Below are 19,644 nucleotides of genomic sequence, written 5' to 3' on the forward strand. Positions count from 1 at the left end.
TCTCACCAGCGTTTCAAACAGGGTGCGGCGGTTCGAGGAATAACATTCATCGAGGTTATCACGCCTTTTCCGGGAACAACCAGCCCGAAACCGGAATGACAGCGCGCGTGACAACCGGGATCAGCAGCAGCCCGGCGGCCAACCCGACAAGGCCATCAAGCCCGGCGGTCACGGCCCATCTCACCAGCCCCCTGGCCGAGACGACCGCCTCCGCCGCCAGCGTCGCCGCGTGCTTGATCTGCTCATAAGGCAGGTGCCAGCCCAGATCGTGCAGCCCGTGCACGAGGATGCTGCCGCCCACCCACAGCATGGCAAAGGTGCCGATGGTGGCGATCACGCCCATCACCGCGGGCATGGATTTGACGATGCCGTGCCCCAAGGCGCGGGTCAGGGCGAAGCGCCCCTTCAGGGTCAGGAAAATCCCCAGATCGTCGGCCTTCACCAGCAGGGCCACCGCCCCGTAAACCAGCGCCGTGATGCCAATGGCCACCGCTGCGAGGACCACGGCCTGTATCCAGAAACTGTCGATCTCGATCTGAGACAGCGCGATGGTCATGATCTCGGCAGACAGGATGAAATCGGTCTTGATCGCGCCTTTCACCCGCTGCTCTTCCAGATGCGCCGCGCTCAGCGTCTGCGCCTGTTGCGGCCCGTGATCCTTGTGCGGCACGATCAGGTGCCAGACCTTTTCGGCCCCCTCGAAACACAGATAGGCCCCGCCGATCATCAAAAGCGGCGTCAGCATCCAGGGCAGGAACGCCTGCAACAGAAGCGCGGCAGGCAGCAGGATCACCAGCTTGTTGAAAAACGACCCCCGCGCGATTTTCCAGACGATGGGCAATTCGCGCGCCGCGGGCAGGCCGGTGACGTATTTCGGCGTCACGGCAGCATCGTCGATGACCACACCGGCAGCCTTGCTCCCGGCTTTGGCGGCCTGCGCGGCCACATCGTCGAGTTGCGCCGCCGCCAGCTTGGCAATCGCCGCGACATCGTCGAACAGGGCCAGTAATCCGCTCATGATGCTTTCCACCGTGGTTTGCCGCGCCGGCGGCTACGGATCCTGTTGCGAACCGTCGCGCCGACACGGTGTGGTAAATTTCCACCACGTTCAAGCGTGGGGATTGTCCATGCCTCTGAAAAAGACGCAGCCGGACCCGTTATCGTTGGCCCTGCCCCCTCAGGACCGCCGCAACAGCGCCAGAAGCTGTTGCGACGGCAAACCGTCCTGCGCCACGCCCCTTGACTGCTGGAAGGCGCGGATCGCGTTGACGGTGTTCGGCCCGACGATGCCGTCGATCTTTTCCACGGCGTAGCCCTTGCGTTGCAAGAGGCGCTGCATCTCCATGCGCTCGTCAAAGCTGAGCGGGTCGTAGCCGCGCGGCCAGGCGGCCTTGATCTCCGGCCCGCCACCGATCCTGTCCGAGAGGTGCCCAACCCCGAGCGCATAGGCGTTGGAATTGTTGTAGCGCTTGATCACGTCGAAATTGGCAAAGACCATGAAGGACGGCCCCGCCGCCCCCGCAGGCTGAAAGATCCGCGCCGCGCCATGATCGCGCACCGCCCGCCCGTCGAGGCCGGTGACGCCCCGCGCCGCCCAGTCCGAGGGCATCCGCTTTGCCTCGCCAAAGGACGCGCCGCGCGGCACCCGCACCTCCACCCCCCAGGGCATCCCCTTGCGCCAGCCGAACCGCTTGAGATAGGCGGCGGTGGAGGCGAGCGCGTCGGTGGGATCGGCCGACCAGATGTCGCGCTTGCCGTCGCCGGTGAAATCCACCGCGTAGGCGAGGTAGGATGTCGGCATGAACTGGGTATGTCCCATGGCCCCGGCCCAGGAGCCTTTCATGTTCTCCGGCGTCACATCGCCCGATTGCAGGATTTGCAGCGCGGCGACGAGCTGTTTTTCGAAGAAGGCCCCGCGCCGTCCGTCAAAGGCCAGCGTCGCCATGGACTGAATGAGCGGAAGATCACCCAGACGCTCGCCATATGTGCTCTCCATGCCCCAGACGGCGGCAACCACCTCTTTTTCCACGCCGTAATGCGCCTCGATCCGCTCCAGCGCGCGGCGGTGCTGGCGCAGGGCCTTTTGCCCGTTCTCGACCCGCACAGGCGATACTGCGCTGTCGAGATAATCCCAGATCTCGCGCTTGAATTCGGACTGGTTGCGGTCCTTGGCCACCACCTCGGGGTCATACCGCACGCCCTGAAACGCGCGGTCGAACACGCGCGCGCTGATCCCCTGAGAGAGGGCGCGGCCCCGGAACCCGTTTATCCAACGATCGAAATTCGCATTCCCGCTCGCCAGCACCACCCGCGCCGCGCCCTCGGGGCGCGCCTGCGGCCGCAGGCTGCGCACGGGGCCATCCACCGCGACCACGGCCGCCGCCACGATCACCCCGGAGCCGGGCCGCATCTGCGGGCGTGGCGATTCTGCCAAGGTGGCCTGCGCCGCCCCGCCAAATGCGAGAAAAAGCCCCGTAACCCCGATCAGTCCTGCCCGCATTGCCCTGCCTCCGCTTGCCGGTCATTTGCGCCATGATAGCGCGATTGTTTCCGTTTCGAAAGCAATCCCGCCCGCGCCGGAATTATCTTTGCCGCGACCTTGAACCGGGGGCGGGGAGCGGCCCATATCAGGCGTTACCGTGCCCGAGAGGGATGCGGCCCATCAAGGGGACAGCGGTGGATATCCTGTACATTCTGGGCGGATTGGTCGGTCTGGTGATCGGCGGGGACCTCTTGGTTCGGGGGGCTGTCACGCTGGCCCGGGGCTTTGGCATCTCGCCCCTCATCATCGGGCTGACGCTGGTGGGTTTCGGCACCTCGACGCCCGAACTGGTGACAAGCCTTCAGGCGGCCTTTGCCGGATCGCCCGGTATCGCGGTCGGCAATATCGTCGGCAGCAATATCGGCAATATCCTGCTGATCCTCGGGCTGGCCGCGCTGATCGCGCCGGTGGTGGTGGCCCCCGAGGCCCTTCGCCGCGACGGGGTTGTGATGCTTGCCGCGACGCTCGGCTTTGTCGCCGTGGCCCTGTCGGGCGGGATCGGGCGCGGGGTTGGCGCGGGGTTTGTCGTGGCACTTCTGGCCTATCTGCTGGCCACCGTGCTGTTCGAGCGTCGCCGCCAGAGTGCCGCCGCCGCGATGTATGCGCATGAGGCCGAGAGCGTGCCACAGGTGCGGCTCGGCACCGGGCGCGCGGCGCTGATCCTGCTGGCGGGGCTGGCCGCAACATTGATCGGCGCGAAGTTCCTCGTGACGGGTGCGATCGAGCTGGCCGCGCGGCTTGGCATGTCCGAGGCGGTGATCGGCCTGACCATCGTCGCCATCGGCACCTCCATGCCCGAGCTTGTCACCTCGGTCATTGCTGCGCGCAAGGGCCATGGCGATGTCGCCTTCGGCAATATCGTGGGCAGCAACATTTTCAACATCCTCGGGATTCTCGGGGTGACGGCGCTGGTTCAACCGCTTGCCGTGCCGCCGGGTATCGCCGGGGTCGATATCTGGGTGATGCTGGGCGCGACGGTGGTCATGCTGCTCTTCGCCCGCACCGGCTGGCGCGTCGGGCGGCGCGAGGGGGCGGTGATGGTGCTGGCCTATGCGGCCTATCTCGCGGTGCTGCTGGCGGCGGTGTAAGCGTCACACGCGCTTGCGGGCCGCCTTGCGCTTGAGCTTGGCGGCCTTGGCGCGGGCGGTGGCAAGCTTGCGGCGGGGCGGCTTGCCGCGCGATTTCGACGGGCCGCGCGGCATGTGCACGCCGTCGAGTTCCACAAGATCGAAGGCGAGCCCCCCCGAGACCGGTGCCGCCTCGGCCAGGCGCACCGTGACCCGCTGGCCAAGGGCGATCACCCGGCCCGTCTCGGCCCCCATGAGTGTGCCGCTATTGTGGTCGAAATGGAAATATTCGTGCCCCAGGGCGCGCATCGGGACAAGGCCGTCCGCCCCGGTCTCGTCCAGCTTCACGAACACGCCGAAACGCGCGATTCCGCTGATCCGCCCGGTGAATTCCTCGCCCAGACGTTCCGAGAGAAAGGCGGCGAGGTAGCGGTCATTGGTGTCGCGCTCGGCCATCATGGAACGCCGCTCGGTGTCCGAAATATGCTGCGCGGTATGTTCCAGCCGCTCGATTTCCTCGGCGCCGAGGCCGTCCTTGCCCCAGCCATGGGCGGCGACAAGAGCGCGATGCACCACCAGATCGGCATAGCGCCGGATCGGCGAGGTGAAATGCGCATAGGCCCGCAGTGCGAGACCGAAATGGCCGAGGTTCTGCGGCGCGTAATAGGCCTGCGTCATCGAGCGCAGGGTGGACATGTTGATGATCTCGGCATGATCGGTGCCGCGGGCCGCGTGCAGAAGCGCGTTGAGATGCGCGGTGCGCAGCACCTGCCCCTTGGCCAGCACCAGCCCCGCCGCCTGCGCCACCTCGCGAAGCGCGTCGAGTTTTTCGGGGGCGGGCTCTTCGTGGACACGAAAGAGGAGCGGTGTCTTCCGCGCGATCAGCGTCTCGGCGGCGGCGACGTTGGCGAGCACCATGCAGTCCTCGATCAGCCGATGCGCGTCGAGCCGTTCGGCAAAGCGCACCGACGTGACCTCTCCGGCCTCGCTCAGCACCACCTTGCGCTCGGGCAGGTCGAGATCGAGCGGCGCGCGGCGGCGGCGCGCCTCCCGGAGGGCGGCATAGGCGGCATAGAGCGGGCGGATCACCGGATCAAGCAGCGGACCGGCCTTGTCGCCGGCCGCTCCGTCCATCGCCGCCTGCACCTCTTCATAGGTCAGCGACGCGGCAGAGCGCATCAACCCGCGCACAAAGCGATGGTTGATCTTCTCGCCCGTGGCATCAATCTGCATGCGCACGGCAAGGCAGGGGCGCGGCACGCCCTCGTGCAGCGAGCACAGATCGCCCGACAGCCGGTCGGGCAACATCGGCACCACGCGGTCAGGGAAATAGCTGGAATTGCCCCGCTTTTTCGCCTCGGTATCGAGCGGGGAGCCGGGGCGCACGTAATGGGCGACATCGGCGATGGCGACCCAGATCACATGGCCGCCGGGGTTTTCGGGGTCATCATCGGCATGGGCGTGAACCGCGTCGTCGTGGTCGCGCGCATCCCAGGGGTCGATGGTGACGAGCGGCAGGTCGCGCAGGTCCTCGCGGCCCTTCAACCCGGCGGGTTTCATCGCGTCGGCCTCGGCGATCACCGCGTCGGGAAACTCATCCGGGATGCCGTGCTGATGAATGGCGATGAGCGAGACGGCGCGCGGCGCAGAGGGGTCGCCCAGCCGGTCAAGCACCCGCGCGCGCGGCAGGCCCATCCGCCCCGCAGGCCCCGCCTGTTCGGCCTCGACCAACTCGCCGTCTTTCGCGCCGCCGGTCGCCTCGGCGGCCACAAGCCATTCGCGTCCCTCGCCCTTGTCAATGGGCAGGATGCGCCCGCCCTCCGTGCTCTTGCGAAAAATACCCAGCACTTTTCGGGGGTTGGTGCCGATGCGCCGGATCAGCCGCGCCTCGTAATGATGCGCCTCGCCGCGCACTTCCTGCAATTTGGCAAGGATGCGGTCCCCCTTGGCCATGGCCGGATCGGCGGCGCGCGGCAGCATCAGCACGACCGGCTCCACCCCCTCGCCATGCCATTCGAGGGGGCGCGCCAGCAACTCGCCATCGGGCGTCTGGCCCGAGATTTGCAGCACGCTTACAGGCGGAAGGCGGTCGGGGTCGCGGTAGGTTTTCTTGCGCTTTTCCAGATGCCCTTCGGATTCAAGCTCGCGCAGGACGCGCTTGAGGTCGATCCGCGACGCGCCCTTGATGCCAAAGGCCTTGGCGATGTCGCGTTTGGAGGTGAGGGTCGGGTGGTCGGAAATCCATTGCAGGATCTCCGCCTTGGAGGGCATCTGGCTCATGGCCCGCACCTAGCACGACGCGCGAGGGCCGTCATCCGCGAAACCGCGAAAACCGCTTGCGTTTTCACGACACACGGGCCAGCATGAAAAAATTAGCCTTTTTTTCATCGGAGGGCATATGGACGAGCACCGCATCGAGACGCCGGGCAGCCTTGGTGCCGATCTGCGCGCGCTGCGCAAGGCGCGCGGCCTGACATTGGCGACGCTGGCGGCGCGGCTGGGGCGGTCGGTTGGCTGGTTGTCTCAGGTCGAGCGCGATCTGTCGGAACCGTCGATCAGCGATCTGCGGCAGGTGGCCGAGGTGCTGGGCGTGCCGATGTCGCTTCTGTTCGGACATGCAAGCGCGCCTGTGGGCGAACAGGGCTACGTTGTGCGCGCGGGCGCGCGGCGGCCCATGGGATCGGGAGAGGAGGGGCTGATCGAGGAATTGCTCTCGCCGGACCTGACCGACGATTTCGAAGTCATCCACTCTACCTTCCTGCCCCGCTCTAAGATGCAGCGCCCGGCGCAGCGGCCGACACAGGAGGTGGGCTATATCGTCTCCGGACGGCTTGACCTGAAGATCGGAAACCAGCGGTTTACCGTAGGCCCCGGCGACAGCTTTCGCTTTCGCGGCGAACCCTATTGCTGGTCCAACCCCTATGACACGGCTTGCGTGGCGATCTGGGTGATCGCCCCGCCGGTCTATTGAGGGCGCGCGCATGAGCTATCAGGCATGGACCGTGTTTGCGCTCTTCTGGGTGGTGTTTGTCACCACGCCGGGGCCGAATGCGGTCAATTGCATCACCAATGGCATGACCCTCGGATTTCGGCGCAGCCTGTGGGGGGTGTTGGCGATCCTGACGCAGGCGACGCTGTTCCTGAGCCTGTCGGCGGCTGGGGTGACGGCGCTGATTGCCGCCTCGCCGGTGGCGTTTCAGGTGGCCAAGCTGATCGGGGCGGGGTTCCTGATCTATCTCGGCGTGCGAGGCTGGATACTGGCGCGGCGGCCCGTCAGGGCCGATGAGCGACCCGGCGGATCAGTCTATTGGCGGGCGCTGGCGATTGCCACGATCAATCCCAAGAGCGTTGCGGGCTATCTGGCGGCGTTCTCGCAATTCGTGCAACCGGATGTGCCGATCGGCGCGCAGATGTGGGTGATCTTTCCCACCGCGCTCACGATCACCGCGATGAGCTACACCGGCTTTACCGCGCTTGGCGCGGGGCTTGGGCGCGCGGCCTTGGGGGCGGTGGTCAACGTCTGGCTACGGCGCATCATGGCCGCCGCCTTCGTGATCTACGGCGTGGCCCTGGGCAGCGCCGCAACACCGGGGAGGGGATGATGCTGACGGGGGCGTGTCTGTGCGGGGATGTGACATTCACGGTGAGATCGACACCGCAAGGGCCGAGCGTGTGCCATTGCGGGCAATGCCGCAAGCAGTCGGGCCATACCTGGGCGTCGGCCTATGTGGCGCGGTCGGATTTGAGTATTTGTGGAACAGTGAACTGGTATGCTGCGAGCGCGACGGCAAAGCGCGGCTTTTGTCCGCGCTGCGGGTCGTTCCTGTTCTGGGCGGCGGATGCCGAGGACACGATGAGTTTCGCGCTGGGTGCGCTGGAGGCACCGACCGGGCTGCGGCTCGAGAAGCACATCTTTGTCAAGGACAAGGGTGATTATTACAACATCGCGGACGGCGTGCCGCAGAAGGGCTGAGGGAGGCAAGACATGGCCGAGATACCAACAACCGCGCGGGTCGTGGTCATCGGCGGCGGCGCGGTGGGGGCGTCGTGCCTCTACCATCTGGCCAAGGCCGGGTGGACCGATTGCGTTCTGCTGGAAAAGAACGAATTGACCGCTGGCAGCACATGGCACGCGGCGGGCAATGTGCCCACGTTTTCCACAAGCTGGTCGGTGATGAACATGCAGCGCTATTCCACCGAGCTTTACGCGCGGCTGGGGGCGGAGGTGGATTACCCGATGAATTACCACCAGACCGGCTCGATCCGTCTGGCGCATAGTAAGGAACGGATGCAGGAATTCGCCCGCGCGCGCGGCATGGGCAAGTATCAGGGGATGGATCTGGAGATCCTCGGGGTGGAGGAAATCAAGGCGCGCTATCCCTTCATCGAGACGCATGACCTCAAGGGCGCGCTTTACGACCCCAACGACGGCGATATCGACCCGGCGCAACTGACGCAGGCCCTGGCCAAGGGTGCGCGCGAGATGGGGGCAAAGGTGCTGCGCTTCTGTCCCGCCACGGGCGTGCGGCGCGAAAACGGCGAATGGATCGTCGAGACCGCCAAGGGCGATATCCGCTGCGAAATCGTGGTCAATGCCGCAGGCTATTATGCGCAGCGCGTCGGAGACTGGTTCATCCCCCATGGCGGGCGGCGGGTGCCGATGATGGTGATGAGCCATCAATACCTGCTATCCGAGGAAATCCCCGAGATCGAGGCCTGGTCGCGCGAGGTGGGCCACAAGCTGCCGCTTCTGCGCGATGTCGATGTGTCCTATTACCTGCGGCAGGAAAAGCACGGCTTCAATCTGGGTCCTTACGAGCCGCGCTGCCGCGCGCATTGGGTGGACCCGTCTGATCCTATGCCCGAGGATTTCAGCTTTCAGCTCTGGCAGGAGGATATCGACCGGATTGAAGAGATCGTGACCGACGCCATGGAGCGCGTGCCGCTTCTGGGCACCGCCGGGATCAGCAAGGTGATCAACGGCCCGATTCCCTACGCCCCCGACGGGATGCCCCTGCTTGGCCCCATGCCGGGCGTGCCCAATGCGTTCGAGGCCTGCGTGTTCACCTTCGGGATTGCGCAGGGCGGCGGCGCGGGCAAGGTGCTGGCCGAATGGATAACCGAAGGCGCGACCGAATGGGATATGTGGTCGTGTGACCCGCGCCGCTACACCGATTACACCGATCACGACTATTGCGTGCAAAAGGGGATGGAGGTTTACGGCCACGAATATGCCATGCATTTCCCGTGGCATCGCTGGCCTGCCGCACCCGATCGCAAGCTGTCGCCCCTGCATGACCGCATCAAGGCGCTTGGCGGGCAGATGGGCGCCTATAACGGCTGGGAACGTGCCAACTGGTTCGCGCATCCGGGTGACGACACATCCGAGGCCGCGACGCAGACCTGGGACCGCGCGGGACCGTGGGAGCCGCGCATCAGGCAAGAATGCGAGGCGGTGCGCGATCATTGCGGCGTGCTCGACCTGCCGGGGTTCTCGCGCTTCAAGGTGAAGGGACCGGGCGCCGATGACTGGCTGCGCGGGCTGGTCACGGGGGCCTTGCCCAAGGTCGGGCGCGTCGGGCTGGTGTATTTCGCCGACAAACGTGGCCGCATCGTCACCGAGATGTCGGTCACGCGCGAGGAGGAGGATCTGTTCGTGCTGGTCACCGCCGCCACCGCGCAATGGCACGACCGCGAATGGCTCGAGCGGCACATGCCCGAGGCGGCCACGTTCACGCTGGAGGATTGGACCGACCGGATTTCGACCCTCATCGTCACTGGCCGCGCGTCGCGTGACATCCTTGCGCCCCTGACCGATGCCGACCTGCACCTGCCCTGGCTCAGCTATCAAGAGACACAGGTGGCCGGGCGCTGGGCGGCGCTGTTGCGGGTTTCTTTCGCAGGCGAACTCGGCTGGGAGGTCCACGCGGAAAACGCCGATATACCGGCCATTTACGAGGCCATTCTGGCCGCCGGAGCGAAACCCTTCGGCATGTGGGCGCTGAATTCCTTGCGCATCGAGAAGGGCTATCGCGCGTGGAAAGGTGACCTTTCCACCGATTATTCCATGCTGGAAGGCGGGCTGGATCGCTTCGTGAAATTCGACAAGCCGCAGGATTTCCCGGGCAAGGCGGCGCTCCTGGCCGAGAACCAGCGCGGCGTGGCCAAACGCTTCGTCACCCTGATCGTGGACGCGGGGACGGCGGATGCGCCTTACATGTCCACCCTCTGGCATGAGGGCCAGATCGTGGGCGAGACCACATCGGGCGCATGGGGCTACCGGGTGGGGGCCTCGGTGGCCTTGGGCATGCTGCGCGCCGATCTCGCCGCCCCCGGCACGCGGCTTGAGGTCGAGATTTACGGCGAACGGTTCCCTGCCACGGTGCAGCCCGATGCCCCCCTTTGGGACTCACAAAACGAAAGATTGCGTGCATGAGCGAAATCACCCTTCTCGACGGCTCCATCGGGCAAGAGCTTGTCAAACGCGCGGGCGAGCGGCCCACGCCCTTGTGGTCCACGCAGGCGATGATCGACCACCCCGATCTGGTGCGGCAGGTCCATGACGCCTATTTCGCCGCCGGGGCGACCGTGGCGTCGACCAACACCTATGCCGTGCTGCCCGACCGGCTGGCGCGCGCCGGGATCGCGGATCGTCTCGCCAGCCTGACGGAAACCGCGCTGACCGCCGCGCGCGCCGCGCGCGATGCCCATGGTTCGGGCCGCATTGCCGGAACCATCGGCCCGCTTGTCGCCTCCTACCGCCCCGATCTCTGCCCGCCCAGCCGTGAGGCCGCCGAAATCTACGCCGAACCGGTGGCCCTTCTCGCCCCAAATGTCGATCTGCTGCTCTTCGAGACCATGTCCTCGGTCGATCAGGCGCGCGGCGCGCTGCTGGCCGCCAGCCGCACCGCCTGCCCGGTCTGGCTGGCCGTCTCGGTCATGGACGAGGACGGCACCCGCCTGCGCTCGGGCGAGCCGGTGGGCGCGCTGGCGCCGCTCCTGGCCGAACACCGGCCCGACGCGCTGCTGATCAACTGCACGCGGCCCGAATCGGTCGCCCCCGCGCTCGAGCGCCTGCGCGGCTTTGGCCTGCCCTTCGGGGCCTATGCCAACGCCTTCACCCGGATCACCGAGGGCTTTCTGAAGGACGCGCCCACCGTCGATGCGCTTCAGGCCCGCCATGACCTCACCCCCGCCGCCTATGCCGATCACGCCATGGGCTGGATCGCGCAAGGCGCCACCATCGTCGGCGGATGCTGCGAGGTCGGCCCCGCCCATATCGCCGAACTGGCGCATCGTATCCGCGAGGCAGGCCATGACATTGTCTGAGGCTTTCACTGTTCCACAAATACTCCGGGGAGCGCGAGGGGCTGGCCCCTCGCTCCGCCGCCTGACAGGAGCGATGCGATGACCGACCTTCCAACTCAGGCCCGCGTGGTCATCATCGGCGGCGGCGTGGTGGGCTGTTCGGTGGCCTATCACCTCACGAAACTCGGCTGGTCCGATGTGGTCTTGCTGGAGCGCAAGCAACTCACCTCGGGCACCACCTGGCACGCCGCCGGATTGATCGGGCAACTTCGCGCCAGCGCCAACATGACCCGCCTCGCGCGCTATTCGGCAGAGCTTTACACCGGGCTGGAGGCCGAGACCGGCGTCGCCACCGGCTTCCGGCAGGTGGGCTCGATCTCGGCGGCGCTGACGGCTGAGCGGCTGGAGGAGTTGAAGCGCAGCGCCGCCATGGCGCGTGCCTTCGGCGTGCCGGTAGAGGAACTCAGCCCCGCAGAGATCGGCACGCGCTACCCGCATCTCAACCTTGATGGCGTGACGGGGGGCGTCTGGCTACCCACCGACGGGCAGGCGGACCCGGCCAATATCGCGCTGGCGCTGGCCAGGGGCGCGCGGATGCGCGGCGCGCGGGTGCAGGAGCGCGTCAAGGTCACCGGTATCGTGCGCGCAGGCCGCCGCGTGACGGGTGTGGACTGGCAGGGCGAGGATGGCAGCGCGGGCCATATCGCCTGCGAGCATGTCGTGAATTGCGCGGGCATGTGGGGGCATGAGGTGGGGCGCATGGCGGGCACCAACGTGCCGCTCCATGCCTGCGAGCATTTCTATATCGTGTCCGAACCGATTGCAGGGCTCACCCAATTGCCGGTGCTGCGCGTGCCCGATGAATGCGCCTATTACAAGGAGGATGCGGGCAAGATCATGCTCGGCGCGTTCGAGCCGGTCTCCAAGCCCTGGGGCATGAACGGTATCCCCGAGAGCTTCGAATTCGATCAGTTGCCGGAAGATTTCGATCATTTCGAGCCGATACTGGAAGCGGCAGTGAACCGGATGCCGATGCTGGCGGAGGCGGGAATTCACACGTTCTTTAACGGCCCCGAAAGCTTTACCCCCGATGATGCCTATCACCTTGGCCTGTGCCCCGAGATGGACAATGTCTGGGTCGCCGCCGGGTTCAACTCCATCGGCATTCAATCGGCGGGGGGCGCAGGGCATGCGCTGTCGCAGTGGATGGACAGCGGCGAAAAGCCCTTTGATCTGGGCGATGTGGATATTGCCCGGATGCAGCCCTTTCAGGGCAACCGGCGGTATTTGTTCGAGCGCTCGAAGGAGACGCTCGGCCTGCTCTATGCCGATCACTACCCCTACCGGCAAAAGGCCACCGCGCGCGGCGTGCGGCGCACGCCGTTTCACGCGCAATTGCTGCAACGCGGGGCAGTCATGGGCGAATTGGCGGGCTGGGAGCGGGCCAACTGGTATGCCGCGCCGGGTCAGGAACGGGCGTATCGGTATTCGTGGAAGCGGCAGAACTGGTTCGAGAATGCCGGGGCCGAGGTGCGGGCGATCCGGCAGGGCGTGGGCATGTATGACATGTCGAGCTTCGGCAAGCTGCGGGTCGAGGGGCCGGGGGCGGAGGCGTTTCTCAACCATGTCTGCGGGGCGGATATGGCGGTGCCGGTGGGCCGGATCGTCTATACGCAGTTTTTGAACGCCAAGGGTGGCATCGAGGCGGATGTGACCGTCACCCGCCTGTCGGAAACCGCTTATCTGGTCGTCACCCCCGCCGCCACGCGGCTGGCCGATGAAACGTGGCTGCGCCGCCACCTGGGCGCGCGTCAGGCCATCATCACCGATGTGACAGCGGGCGAAGGCGTGCTGGCGGTGATGGGACCGCGCGCGCGCGACCTGCTCCGCGCCGTCTCGCCCGATGATTTGTCGAACGACACCCACCCCTTCGGATCGGCGCGGCAGATTGAAATCGGCATGGGCTTGGCGCGCGCGCATCGCGTGTCTTACGTGGGCGAGCTTGGTTGGGAGATCTACGTCAGCGCCGACATGTGCGGCCATGTCTTCGAGGTGCTGTGGGAGGCGGGCGCGGATCACGGCCTGACGCTCTGCGGGATGCACGCGATGGACAGCTGCCGGATCGAAAAGGGTTTTCGCCATTTCGGCCATGACATCACCTGCGAGGATCACGTGCTGGAGGCGGGGCTGGGCTTTGCCGTCAAGACCTCCAAGCCCGATTTCATCGGACGCGCGGCGGTGCTGGCCAAGCGCGAGGCTGGGCTGGCCCGGCGCCTGCTGCAATTCCGCCTGACCGAGCCTGCGCCGATGCTCTATCACAACGAGCCGCTGCTGCGGGACGGTGAGATCGTGGGGTATCTGAGTTCCGGCGCTTACGGTCATCACCTCGGCGCGGCCATCGGCATGGGATATGTGCCGTGTCCCGGCGAGAGCACGGATGAGGTGCTGGCGTCATGCTACGAGATCGACGTGGCGGGTGCCCGCGTGCGGGCCGAGGCGAGCCTGCGGCCGATGTATGACCCGAAATCGGAGCGGATGCGCGGCTGACGGCGCGCCTCTCCTCCCGCGCCCCGTCACCCCCGCGCAGGCGGGGATCTCCCGCAGGCCAGAGATCCTCTGGCCAAGCCAGAGGATGACGCGGCACGACGGGCAGGCGCGCGCGCATTGATCCCGTGCGCCCTTGGCCCTATAGGCGAGCCAACCGCAAACAACACCCGAGGGAGCGCCGCCATGTCCAACGCCCAACTGGAAACCGCCATCGAAGCCGCCTGGGAGGCGCGCGACACGATCACCCCCGCGACCGGGGGTGCGACGCGCGAGGCCATCGAGGAGACGTTGAACGCGCTCGATTCGGGCGCGTTGCGCGTGGCCGAGCGGCAGGAGACCGGCGACTGGCATGTCAACCAATGGGCCAAGAAGGCGGTGCTTCTGGGCTTTCGCATCAAGGATATGGAAATCCATGACAATGGCCCCCAAGGCGGCGGCTGGTGGGACAAGGTGGACAGCAAGTTCAAGGGCTGGGGCGAGACCGAATGGCGCGCCGCCGGGTTTCGCGCCGTGCCCAACTGTGTGGTCCGCCGCTCGGCCTATATCGCGCCGGGTGTCGTGCTGATGCCGTCCTTTGTCAATCTCGGGGCCTATGTGGACAGCGGGACCATGGTGGATACCTGGGCCACGGTCGGAAGCTGCGCGCAGATTGGCAAAAACGTGCACCTCTCGGGCGGGGTCGGGATCGGCGGCGTGCTGGAACCGATGCAGGCGGGGCCGACGATCATCGAGGACAACTGCTTTATCGGCGCGCGCTCCGAAGTGGTCGAGGGCTGCATCGTGCGCGAGGGCTCGGTTCTGGGCATGGGGGTCTATATCGGCAAATCCACCAAGATCGTGGACCGCGAGAGCGGTGCGGTCAGCTATGGCGAGGTGCCACCCTATTCGGTCGTCGTCTCCGGCTCGATGCCGTCGAAGGGGGGGATCAACCTCTACTGTGCTGTGATCGTGAAGCGGGTGGACGCGCAGACGCGGTCCAAAACCGGGATCAACGAGTTGTTGCGGGACTGAGATGCTCGATCAACTCAAGAAAGATTTCCTGTGTTTTCAGAACGAGTGCATAAACCTCCGCAACACGTTCAACACCTACCTCGCCTTGTATGAAAGCGAGGACGAAAGGGTAGATGTTGCGCTCAGGCATACCGCAGGTTTTTTCTTCCAAGATTTGAATGACTGGCTCATTCAATCGATTATATTGCAGATCGGGCGATTGACCGATCCGGCGAGAACAGGTGGACGCGCCAATCTCTCAGTGTGCTGGATCGTGGAAGAGGTGGGCAATGTTGGCAGACTCACTCCTCGGATAGATGCCTTGGGTGCCGAAATAATGCGATATCGTGAAAATTATATCGATAAAGCACGCAATAAATACATTTCTCATAGTGACGTCGAGTCTTTTAGAAGCAGTCAGAAATACGGGGAGCACAGCAGTAGTGAGGCTCACGAATTTTTCGAAAAACTACAGGAATTTACCGACGAGGTGGGGAATGCAGTTGGTGTGGGTCCGCTTGATTACCGTTTTCAGCCCGGAGCCGGAGACGTGCAGGACCTTATCCGGATTTTGAAACGACAGATTAACCGTAACTGAGAGAACTCAGCGAAAAATCGCCCAGCGGTCAGATGCTCTTCCGAGGCGGGCGAGGGGTGCTCGACAGGAAAGCCGGTCGTACGCGCAGACGCGGTCCAAAACCGGGATCAACGAGTTGTTGCGGGACTGAGAAGGGCGGGGGCGTTCTTTTCTTGACTGATCGTTCCGAAAACGGCAGGTTTGATCCATGGGACGCCCACGCAGCTTCAATCCCGACAAGGTGGTGGACAGCGCCATCGCCGCCTTCTGGGCGCGCGGGTATGAGGCCACGTCGATCAACGATCTGGTCGCGGCCACGGGCGTCAACCGCGCCAGCCTTTATGCCGGGTTCGAGGACAAGCGCGGGCTGTTTCTGGCCAGCCTCAGCCGCTATGACGACCGCCAGCGGCGCGGCTTTCTGGCGCGGCTGGCGCGCGACCTGTCGCCGCGCGACGCGATCCTTGCCGCCTTCGACGCCGCCGCCACCCCACCCGCACCGGACCAACCGGGGGGTTGCCTTCTGGTCAATACCGCGCTGGAACTGGCCCCGCATGACACCGAAATCCGCGATCTGGTGACGGCGGCCTTCGAGGGGGTCGAGGCGTTCTTTTGCGACCGGATCGAGGCCGCGCAGGCCGCTGGCACCATCCGCGCCGATATCGACGCCGCGCACACTTCGCAAACCCTTCTGGGGCTGTTCGTGGGGCTGCGCGTGCTGATGCGCGCGGGCGCAACCCCTGACGCGGCCCCCGCCGCCATCACATCCCAAGCGCGGGCCCTTCTGATGTGAAAATTTTTTGCCCGAAACAGAACGATCATTCCAGAAAAGGAGACCGCCATGACTGTATCCTATGTCGAACGCGAACAGGCCAACCCCGAGACGCTTGCCTTTTACGACCGGGCCGAGGCGCGGTTTCAGGCGCTGCTCAATATCTTCAAGGTGTTCGGCCACCAGCCGGAATACGGCAATGTCTTTACCGACACGATCATGGCGATCCTCAAGGACGGGGTGCTTGACTGGAACACCAAGGAGTTGCTGATCCTCAAGGCGACGCAGGGCAATGATTGCCAGTATTGCGTGGTCCAGCACGAGCGGCTGTGCGACATGCTGGGCATCCCCTCCGAGAAGGTCGCCGATATCGACGGGGTGAACTACCGCACCAGCCCGCATTTCACCGAAGCCGAGGTGGCGCTCCTGGATTTCTGCGTTCAGATCGGCGAGGACGCCAACCGCGTCTCCAAGGGCCTGTGGGAGCGGCTGCACGCCCATTGGTCCGAGCCGCAGATCGTCGATGCGGCCTTTGTCATCACCACCTATATCGCGGTGTCGAAATTCGGCGACGCGCTTGGCGTGGCACTCGAGCCGATGTTCGACGGGGTCAAGCCCAAGCTCACCATCAACCACTGAGGCGCGCCATGCGGATCGAGATCTTCACCGGGCCGGGATGCGCCTATTGCGAGACCGCAAAGGCGTTCCTGAGGGCGCGCGGCCTTGCCTATGAGGAGCATGACATGACCCGGCCAGAGGTGCGCGCCGACTATGCCGCACGCCTGCCACGGGCGAAATCCATTCCGCAGATCTTCATCGACGGCACCCATATCGGCGGGGCCGAGGATTTGCGGGATCATTTCGACCGGGGCTGAGCGGCGCTTGACTTCGCGCGCCCCCTCGCTCAGGGGTTCACAAAACCGGGAGGGCGCGCGCATGAGCGACAAACCAAGCCGCCAGCAGGTCTATACATTGCTGGTGGAAATCGGGCGCAAGGCGGGCGACGGACTGCCAGAGGGGGCCACCGGTGCCGCGCTGATGATCTATGCCTCGGGCGTGGATGAGGCCGAGGCGGTGCGCGAGAGCGTGGCCATCCTCAAGCAGGCCGACTGTGCGCCGCTCGACGTGACAGGCTATGGCACCTTGGCCGAGCGCGAGTCCGAGGGCCACGAGATCAGCGCCGAGGAGCGCGCCCTGATGCAGCGCGCGCTTGACGAGAATTCCGTGATCGTGGCGCAGATGACGCCGTTTTTCGACTGAGGGCGCGGCTTAGAGCGTGTCGCGTTCATTCGAATTCACACGATACGCTCTAACTTATTGATTTCGCATGTTCGAGAAGCTCAAAACCGGTTCCCACTTTTGAGCAACTCTAGAGCCGACCCTGGAACGCGTCGAGCACGCGGGCATAGACCGCCCGCTTGAACGGCACGATATGGGCCACGAGGTCTTCGGGCGGCAGCCAGCGCCATTCCGAAAATTCCGGGTGATCAGAGGCGATGTTCACATCCCCGTCCTGCCCGAGAAAGCGCATCAGCACCCATTTCTGCTCCTGCCCGCGATAGCGCCCCTTCCAGATGCGCGGCACGATCTCGTGCGGCAGGTCATAGGTCAGCCAGTCCGGCGTTTCCGCCTCTATGCGCACCTTGTCGGAGGTCACGCCGGTCTCTTCCCACAATTCGCGCAGCGCCGCCTCGGTCACACTCTCGCCCTTGTCGATGCCCCCCTGCGGCATCTGCCAGGCGGGGGTGTCATTGTCGAGTCGCTGGCCGACAAAGACATGACCCGCCGGATTGGCGAGCATCACACCGACGCAGCGGCGATAGGGCAGGCGGGCGATTTCTTCGGGGGTCATCATGGCTCTCCTTCGCGCGGCGCGACCTTGCGGCGGGGCGCGGGCGCGGTCAAGACCCGCGCGCGCCCCACGGCCGCTGTGCGCCCCCGCACGGGCGCTGCGCGGCGCGGCGGGTGGAGCAGGGCGCGCCCCGGCCTTACCTTGACGTCCAAAGGAGGGCCGCATCCATGGGACAACTCGTTGACGGCATCTGGCACGACACCTGGTATGACACCAAATCCACCGGCGGAAAATTCGTCCGATCCACGGCGAAATTCCGAAACTGGATCACCGCCGATGGGGCCCCCGGCCCTTCGGGCGAAGGCGGGTTCAGGGCGGAATCGGGCCGCTATCACCTCTATGTCGCGCTGGCCTGTCCCTGGGCGCACCGCGCGCTGATCTTTCGCGCGCTCAAGGGGCTGACGGATCACATCGGCGTCTCCGTGGTGCATCCCGACATGCTGACCGAAGGGTGGGAATTCCGCAGCGATTACCCCGGTGCGACGGGCGACCGGCTTTACGGCCTGCCGTTTGCGCGCGACATATACCTCAAGGCAGACCCGCACATCTCGGGCCGCGTCACCGTGCCGATCCTCTGGGATACCGAGCGCGAGACCATCGTCTCGAATGAAAGCTCCGAAATCATCCGCATGTTCAATACGGCCTTTGACGGGCTGACCGGCAACACCGACGATTACTGGCCCGAAGACCTGCGCGCGGCCATCGAGCCCGTGAACGCGCGCATCTACGACACGGTCAACAACGGCGTCTACAAGGCCGGGTTCGCCACCTCTCAGGCCGCCTATGACGCCGCCGTGCAGCCGCTTTTCGAAAGCCTCGACTGGCTGGAAGAGCGCCTGTCGCGGAACCGCTACCTGATGGGCGCGCGGCTGACCGAGGCCGACTGGCGGCTTTTCACCACGCTGATCCGCTTCGATCCGGTCTATCACCTGCACTTCAAGTGCAACCGCAGGCGCATCGTCGACTATCCGAACCTCTGGGGCTATCTGCGCGAGCTTTACCAATGGCCGGGTGTGAAAGAGACGGTGAATTTCGACCACATCGTGCGCCACTACCATTACAGCCACGAGACGGTGAACCCGCACCGGATCATCCCCATCAACCCGCTCCTCGACTACGACGCAGCCCATGGGCGGGGGTGACCGCTCTCTTGACCGAGGCGAGCTTTGCCGCGCGGCTGGCGGGCGATCTGGGCGCGGTGGTCGATGACGAGGAGGTGCCGGACGGGCAGGACAGCCTGCCCGGCGCGGTGGCCCCGTGATCGACGCGCTCAAACGCCTGCGTCCCGAGGAGGCGCTCGCGTTCTTCCGCTCCAAGGGGCTCGCGCCGCCCGATGCCCGGTTCGATTTCCGAGATATCTGGCGCAACGAGCACGCCAGCAATTTCGTCGTGGCCAAGGCGATGCGCGACGAGGTTCTGGAAGCGATCCGGGGCGCGCTCGATCGCGCGCTTGCGGGCGGCGGCACGCTGACCACGTTCATGGACGCGCTGGAGCCGGAGCTGAAGCGCCTAGAGTGGTGACACCGCACACAGCCCCGCGCCCGCATATCATGTGAAGTCCTTCATCTGACATGGCCCCGGTTCAGGCCCTAATGTCGGGCCATGGCACAGCCGCTTCACATCTTCCGCGCCGGTCGCCACACCGCCATGTCGGGCCAGAGCCTTGAGTTCAGCGAGGCACAGGTGTCGGCCATCGCCGCCGCCTATGACCCGGCCCTGCACGAGGCCCCGATCGTCATCGGCCAGGTCGACGCGGCCCAGGGCCAGATGGCCGATGTCATCATGTCGGGATCGGCAGAGCTGAAGATGTCCGGCGCAGGTGCCGCTGGTGCCTCCATCACCGCGAACACGAGCGGCCTTGGTGTCGCGGCAGCCGCGGGTGCGGGCAACGAGGCCAGAGAGTGTCCGATCTTCTGTGTAACTGCGCTTTGGTCCATGCTTCTTGAGAGGAGTGAGGACGATGACGATATCCAAGGAATTACTGGACGAACT

20 protein-coding genes and 1 pseudogene are annotated in these 19,644 nt (G+C 65.4%); 17 read left to right on the top strand and 4 right to left on the bottom strand.

Features of this window, described 5'->3' with window-relative positions; all coding sequences use genetic code 11:
- Positions 1-58 precede the first annotated feature (58 nt).
- Both ABIE57_RS11345 and ABIE57_RS11350 read right to left on the bottom strand, forming a co-directional pair.
- Positions 59-1,018 carry a DUF808 domain-containing protein gene (locus ABIE57_RS11345; RefSeq protein WP_354539130.1) on the bottom strand — a complete coding sequence of 320 codons (960 nt, stop codon included), beginning with the start codon at positions 1,016-1,018 and terminating at the stop codon, positions 59-61.
- Positions 1,019-1,177: 159 nt separating this feature from the next.
- Positions 1,178-2,500, bottom strand: a complete 1,323-nt coding sequence (locus ABIE57_RS11350) for a lytic murein transglycosylase (protein WP_454283736.1) — start codon at positions 2,498-2,500, stop codon at positions 1,178-1,180.
- 176 nt (positions 2,501-2,676) lie between these two features.
- On the opposite strand from ABIE57_RS11350, the gene ABIE57_RS11355 reads away from it, so the two are divergent.
- Complete coding sequence (locus ABIE57_RS11355) at positions 2,677-3,630, top strand: calcium/sodium antiporter (RefSeq protein WP_354539131.1); 954 nt, start codon at positions 2,677-2,679, stop codon at positions 3,628-3,630.
- 3 nt (positions 3,631-3,633) lie between these two features.
- On the opposite strand, the gene rnr is transcribed toward ABIE57_RS11355, so the two are convergent.
- Complete coding sequence (gene rnr, locus ABIE57_RS11360; RefSeq protein WP_354539132.1) at positions 3,634-5,889, bottom strand: ribonuclease R; 2,256 nt, start codon at positions 5,887-5,889, stop codon at positions 3,634-3,636.
- 118 nt (positions 5,890-6,007) lie between these two features.
- Between rnr and ABIE57_RS11365 the strand changes: the two genes are divergently transcribed.
- From ABIE57_RS11365 to ABIE57_RS11420, 12 genes are all read left to right on the top strand, one after another.
- Positions 6,008-6,580 (top strand): helix-turn-helix domain-containing protein, encoded by a 573-nt coding sequence (locus tag ABIE57_RS11365; protein WP_354539133.1) that lies wholly within the window; start codon positions 6,008-6,010, stop codon positions 6,578-6,580.
- Positions 6,581-6,590: 10 nt separating this feature from the next.
- Entirely contained in the window at positions 6,591-7,211 is a 621-nt protein-coding gene (locus ABIE57_RS11370) for a LysE family translocator (RefSeq protein WP_354539134.1), read from the top strand.
- Positions 7,211-7,582, top strand: a complete 372-nt coding sequence (locus tag ABIE57_RS11375; RefSeq protein WP_354539135.1) for a GFA family protein — start codon at positions 7,211-7,213, stop codon at positions 7,580-7,582. The genes ABIE57_RS11370 and ABIE57_RS11375 overlap by 1 nt, the downstream gene beginning before the upstream one ends.
- 12 nt (positions 7,583-7,594) lie before the next feature.
- Complete coding sequence (locus ABIE57_RS11380; protein WP_354539136.1) at positions 7,595-10,045, top strand: GcvT family protein; 2,451 nt, start codon at positions 7,595-7,597, stop codon at positions 10,043-10,045.
- Positions 10,042-10,938: a homocysteine S-methyltransferase family protein gene (locus tag ABIE57_RS11385; protein WP_354539137.1), complete on the top strand. Its 897-nt coding sequence runs from the start codon at positions 10,042-10,044 to the stop codon at positions 10,936-10,938. The genes ABIE57_RS11380 and ABIE57_RS11385 overlap by 4 nt, the downstream gene beginning before the upstream one ends.
- A 78-nt stretch (positions 10,939-11,016) precedes the next feature.
- Positions 11,017-13,464 carry a GcvT family protein gene (locus tag ABIE57_RS11390; protein WP_354539138.1) on the top strand — a complete coding sequence of 816 codons (2,448 nt, stop codon included), beginning with the start codon at positions 11,017-11,019 and terminating at the stop codon, positions 13,462-13,464.
- A 183-nt stretch (positions 13,465-13,647) separates the two neighbouring features.
- Entirely contained in the window at positions 13,648-14,475 is an 828-nt protein-coding gene (gene dapD, locus ABIE57_RS11395) for a 2,3,4,5-tetrahydropyridine-2,6-dicarboxylate N-succinyltransferase (RefSeq protein WP_354539139.1), read from the top strand.
- A gap of 1 nt (position 14,476) precedes the next feature.
- Complete coding sequence (locus ABIE57_RS11400; protein WP_354539140.1) at positions 14,477-15,052, top strand: AbiU2 domain-containing protein; 576 nt, start codon at positions 14,477-14,479, stop codon at positions 15,050-15,052.
- 187 nt (positions 15,053-15,239) lie between these two features.
- Complete coding sequence (locus tag ABIE57_RS11405; RefSeq protein WP_354539141.1) at positions 15,240-15,821, top strand: TetR/AcrR family transcriptional regulator; 582 nt, start codon at positions 15,240-15,242, stop codon at positions 15,819-15,821.
- Positions 15,822-15,869: 48 nt separating this feature from the next.
- Entirely contained in the window at positions 15,870-16,439 is a 570-nt protein-coding gene (locus ABIE57_RS11410; RefSeq protein WP_354539142.1) for a carboxymuconolactone decarboxylase family protein, read from the top strand.
- Positions 16,440-16,447: 8 nt separating this feature from the next.
- A complete protein-coding gene (locus ABIE57_RS11415; protein WP_354539143.1) occupies positions 16,448-16,675 on the top strand; it encodes a glutaredoxin family protein in 228 nt (75 codons plus the stop codon).
- A 61-nt stretch (positions 16,676-16,736) separates the two neighbouring features.
- Entirely contained in the window at positions 16,737-17,060 is a 324-nt protein-coding gene (locus ABIE57_RS11420) for a DUF8846 family protein (protein ID WP_354539144.1), read from the top strand.
- A gap of 109 nt (positions 17,061-17,169) precedes the next feature.
- On the opposite strand, the gene ABIE57_RS11425 is transcribed toward ABIE57_RS11420, so the two are convergent.
- Entirely contained in the window at positions 17,170-17,652 is a 483-nt protein-coding gene (locus ABIE57_RS11425; protein ID WP_354539145.1) for an RNA pyrophosphohydrolase, read from the bottom strand.
- 167 nt (positions 17,653-17,819) lie between these two features.
- Here ABIE57_RS11425 and ABIE57_RS11430 point away from each other — a divergent pair, with 167 nt between their 5' ends.
- The 4 genes and pseudogenes from ABIE57_RS11430 to ABIE57_RS11445 all read left to right on the top strand — a co-directional run.
- On the top strand, positions 17,820-18,794 hold the full coding sequence (locus ABIE57_RS11430; RefSeq protein WP_354539146.1) for a glutathione S-transferase family protein: 975 nt from the start codon (positions 17,820-17,822) through the stop codon (positions 18,792-18,794).
- Positions 18,791-18,913, top strand: a complete 123-nt coding sequence (locus ABIE57_RS11435; protein WP_354539147.1) for a hypothetical protein — start codon at positions 18,791-18,793, stop codon at positions 18,911-18,913. Before ABIE57_RS11430 ends, ABIE57_RS11435 begins: the two co-directional genes overlap by 4 nt.
- Positions 18,910-19,173 carry a phage head morphogenesis protein gene (locus ABIE57_RS11440; protein ID WP_354539148.1) on the top strand — a complete coding sequence of 88 codons (264 nt, stop codon included), beginning with the start codon at positions 18,910-18,912 and terminating at the stop codon, positions 19,171-19,173. Before ABIE57_RS11435 ends, ABIE57_RS11440 begins: the two co-directional genes overlap by 4 nt.
- A gap of 81 nt (positions 19,174-19,254) precedes the next feature.
- A pseudogene (locus ABIE57_RS11445) lies at positions 19,255-19,644 on the top strand (hypothetical protein); the annotation flags it as partial.

The organism is Roseovarius sp. MBR-6, assembly GCF_040547525.1.
In the GTDB taxonomy this organism is placed as follows: domain Bacteria; phylum Pseudomonadota; class Alphaproteobacteria; order Rhodobacterales; family Rhodobacteraceae; genus Roseovarius.